The following is a 3,676-nucleotide window of genomic DNA, read 5'->3' as shown; positions in this document are numbered from 1 at the left end:
CTCGCGCGGTCCCTGGCGGCGGAGCTGGGGCAGGCGGTGGGCACGCCCGTCACCGTGGGATCCGCCGGGCCGGCCGGCGACCCGGGCGGGCTGCCGGGCGTGTACGCCGAGGCCCTCCGCTGCCTGCGGGCCCTGCACGCGCTGGGCCACACCGGCCACGGGGCCGCCCTGCCGGACCTGGGCTTCGTCGGCCTGCTGCTCGGGGACCACGGTGACGTCGGCGGGTACGTCGACCAGGTGCTCGGCCCCGTCATCGACTACGACGCCCAGCGGGGCACCGAGCTGGTCCGCACCCTCCAGGCCTACTACGTCCACGGGGCGAGCCTGTCCAAGGCCAAGGACGCCCTGCACATCCACGTGAACACCGTCGTGCAGCGCCTCGACCGGATCCGCCGGCTCCTGGGCGAGGACTGGAACTCACCCGCCCGCGCCCTGGAGCTCCAACTCGCCCTGCGTCTGCACCTCCTGGCGAACTCCGGCCCGCCCCCGGCCTGATGCCCATGCTCGATGCCTTCGCCTGATGCCGAGGAGAGGACACGGCCCGTACTCCGCGTGTGGTGCGCGGTGATCCGTGGGGCAGAGTGGGGAGATGACTACGTACGAGACGATGGCGTACCACTTGGAGACCGAGCGGCTGATCATGCGGCCGTGGGCCGAGTCGGACGCCGCCGCGTTCTGCGACCTCCTCGCCGAACGCGGCAGGGGAACCCACGAGGTCGAGGACATCCGGACGTCCATCGCGGAGCTGCTCGCCGCGACGGCGACGACGGGGATCGCCCTGCTGCCCATCCAGCGCCGTGACGAGGGCGATTTCATCGGCTACTGCGGGCTGATCGTCGGCCGCTCCACCCTGGAAGAGCCGGAAATCGCCTACGAGCTGTTCCAGAGCGTCCACGGGAACGGCTACGCCACCGAGGCGGCCCGGGCGGTGGTCGATGCCGCCGTCGCGACCGGGCGCAAACGGCTCTGGTCGACCGTCGGCCCGTGGAACACACCGTCGTTGCGCGTCCTTGAGAAGATCGGCTTCGAACGTCACCGCGTCGCCACGGACGACCGTGGTGAGCACGTATGGCTCACACGCGCGTTGCCGTGACCAGGCCGAGGCCGTCTCTTTCGGATCTTGCCGGTCAGGCCCGCGTCGTCCGGGGCCGTGCCCCGGCGCGCTGCCGGGGCACCCGCGTACTGGACGTACCCGGGTGCCCCGGCAGTGCGGCGAGGTGCGGTGCCGGGCGGCGCGGGCCAGGCAGGATCCGAAAGAGACTGCCTAACTCGTACCGGGGGTGACCAGGCCCGTCTCGTAGGCCAGGACGACCGCCTGGGCGCGGTCGCGCAGGCTCAGCTTGGCGAAGATCCGGGCCACGTGAGTCTTCACCGTGGCCTCGCTGAGCGTGAACTCCTGGGCCAGTTCGGCATTGGAGAGGCCGTGACCCATGAGGGTCAGCACCTCGCGCTCGCGCGGGGTGAGGACGTCCAGGTCGGGATGGGACGCCGGCGCCCCGCCGCCGCGCGCGGCCGATGCCGAGGCGCAGCGCTCAACGAGCCGGCGGGTGATCGACGGGGAGAGCAGCGCGTCGCCCGTGTCGACGAGCCGTACGGCGTTGGCGAGGTACTCGGGGGTGACGTCCTTGAGCAGGAACCCGCTGGCTCCGGCGGCGAGGGCGGCGTAGACGTACTGGTCGAGGTCGAAGGTGGTCAGCATGATCACCCGGCATTCCGGGGCGTCGGCGAGGATCTGCCGGGCGGCCTCCAGGCCGTCCAGCCGGGGCATGCGGATGTCGAGCAGGACGACGTCGGGGCGCAGGCGGCGCACCTGCGAGACGGCCTCCACCCCGTCGGCGGCCACCCCCACCACGTCGATCCCCCGGGCGGTGAGGATCATGCGAAACCCGGTGCGGACGAGTTCCTGGTCGTCGGCGATGACCACCCGGGGCGAGGCCGCCTTCGGGTCCGGCCCCGCGGCCGGGGCGTACGTGGTCACGGCCGCTCCAGCGGGAGGCGGGCGCGGACCCGGTAGCCTCCACCGAGGCGGCGGCGTGCGTCGAAGTCCCCTCCGTACACGGCGACCCGCTCGCGCAGCCCGATCAGCCCGTGCCCCGCGCCGTCGGCCTTCGGGCGCGACACGGTCGACGCGGCCGGGGTCGGCTGCCCCGCCGTGCCCGGGGCGGGCTTCCCCGCATGCCCGGGTATCCGGTCCGCGGACAGCACGCTCGGTCCGCTGTTGAGCACCTCGACCCTCAGTGCCTGGTCCGCGTATCTCACCGTCACCTCGGCTTTCACCCCGTCCCCGTGTTTGAGTGCGTTGGTCAGCGCCTCCTGGATGATCCGGTAGGCGGTGACGTCGATCCCGGCCGGCAGCGGCCTCGGTTCGCCGGATATCCGGACCTCCACCTGCAGCCCGGCGAAGGCTATCCGGTCGATGAGCGGACTGAGCCGGCTCAGACTCGGCTGCGGCGCCAACTCCGCCGCAGGATCCCGTCTTTCGGCGCCACCACCCCCGTACGGCTCATCCTGTCCGTCCTGGGCGGGCGCGAGCAGGCCCAGCAGGTGCCGCAGTTCGGTCATGGTCGTACGCCCGGCCTTCTCCACCGCGGCCATCGCGGCCGCCGCCTCCCCCGGCATCGTCGCCAACACCTCCCGGGCGGCCCCGGCTTGGACGATCATCAGGCTGACGTTGTGGCTGACTATGTCGTGGAGCTCCGCCGCTATCCTGGCCCGCTCCGCGTCCACCGCGGTGCGGGCCGCGGTCTCCCGCTCCCGCTCCAGCAGCCAGCCACGCTCCTCGATCGCCGCCCGGTGCGCCGCACGGGCACGCAGGAGCGCCAGGGTCAGCCCGAACCCGGCCGACACGGCGCACCCCGCGGCCACCACGGCAGCGACCACCCAACCCGTCGTCACAGCGACTGCCCCCTCCCCGTCCGCGCCACCTGTTCCAAGATCTTCCTACCCGACCTTCGCAGGCACCCCGTGTAGTCCACATCCCCCTCCCGGTTCTGTCCCGCGTACATCCCCAGGATGACCCGGCCTCCCGTTTACATCCGGGGGGTGACGCCGCCCGTCCGACCGGCCTTCTAGGTTCGTGCCATGACACCTCATCACGACAGCGCGGGCCAAGTCGTCGTCCGACTGGACCGCGTATCCAAGGAGTACGGCGACACCCTGGCGCTCGACGCCCTGTCCCTGGAGATCCGCCGGGGCGAAGCCGTCGCCGTGATGGGCCCCTCCGGCTGCGGGAAGTCCACGCTGCTCAACATGGTGGCCGGACTCGACCGGCCCACCGCCGGAACGATCAACGTGCACGGCCAGGACCTCGGCAGCCTGTCGGAGACCGGCCTCGCCCTCTACCGCCGCCGCGATGTCGGCATGATCTTCCAGTTCTTCAACCTCATCGACGACCTGCCGGCGCTCGACAACGTCGCGCTGGCCGCCCAGCTCACCGGAACCTCCGCGCGCCAGGCCCGCCGCCGCGCCCTGGAGCTCCTCGACGAACTCGGGGTCGCCGACCGGCGCAACAACTACCCGACGACACTCAGCGGTGGCGAACGCCAACGCGTGGGCGTGGCCCGCGCACTGATGAACCGTCCGGCGCTGCTCCTGGCCGACGAGCCGACCGGCGCCCTCGACAGCCGTTCCGGCGAGCAGGTGATGGACCTCCTCATCGATCTCAACCAGATCGGTC

The 3,676-nt window shown here is 72.1% G+C and carries 5 protein-coding genes; 3 read left to right on the top strand and 2 right to left on the bottom strand.

All coding sequences use genetic code 11. The annotated features are described in order from the left end of the window. Positions 1 to 495, top strand: a 495-nt coding sequence (locus tag ABZY57_RS32335; protein WP_356518051.1) for a helix-turn-helix domain-containing protein, incomplete at its 5' end; no start/stop codon positions are given. A gap of 94 nt (positions 496 to 589) precedes the next feature. Then, positions 590 to 1,093: a GNAT family N-acetyltransferase gene (locus ABZY57_RS32330; RefSeq protein WP_356518049.1), complete on the top strand. Its 504-nt coding sequence runs from the start codon at positions 590 to 592 to the stop codon at positions 1,091 to 1,093. 171 nt (positions 1,094 to 1,264) lie between these two features. On the opposite strand, the gene ABZY57_RS32325 is transcribed toward ABZY57_RS32330, so the two are convergent. After that, positions 1,265 to 1,978 (bottom strand): response regulator transcription factor, encoded by a 714-nt coding sequence (locus ABZY57_RS32325; protein ID WP_356518047.1) that lies wholly within the window; start codon positions 1,976 to 1,978, stop codon positions 1,265 to 1,267. Further along, positions 1,975 to 2,895: a histidine kinase gene (locus ABZY57_RS32320; protein WP_356518045.1), complete on the bottom strand. Its 921-nt coding sequence runs from the start codon at positions 2,893 to 2,895 to the stop codon at positions 1,975 to 1,977. Before ABZY57_RS32320 ends, ABZY57_RS32325 begins: the two co-directional genes overlap by 4 nt. A 186-nt stretch (positions 2,896 to 3,081) precedes the next feature. Between ABZY57_RS32320 and ABZY57_RS32315 the strand changes: the two genes are divergently transcribed. After that, the coding region (locus ABZY57_RS32315) for an ABC transporter ATP-binding protein (RefSeq protein ID WP_356518043.1) at positions 3,082 to 3,676 on the top strand (595 nt) is incomplete at its 3' end.

It is taken from the genome of Streptomyces sp. NPDC006450, from assembly GCF_040612195.1.
Taxonomy (GTDB): domain Bacteria; phylum Actinomycetota; class Actinomycetes; order Streptomycetales; family Streptomycetaceae; genus Streptomyces.
Note: the sequence above shows the minus strand (reverse complement) of the source record. Positions and strands in the feature narration are given on the sequence as shown.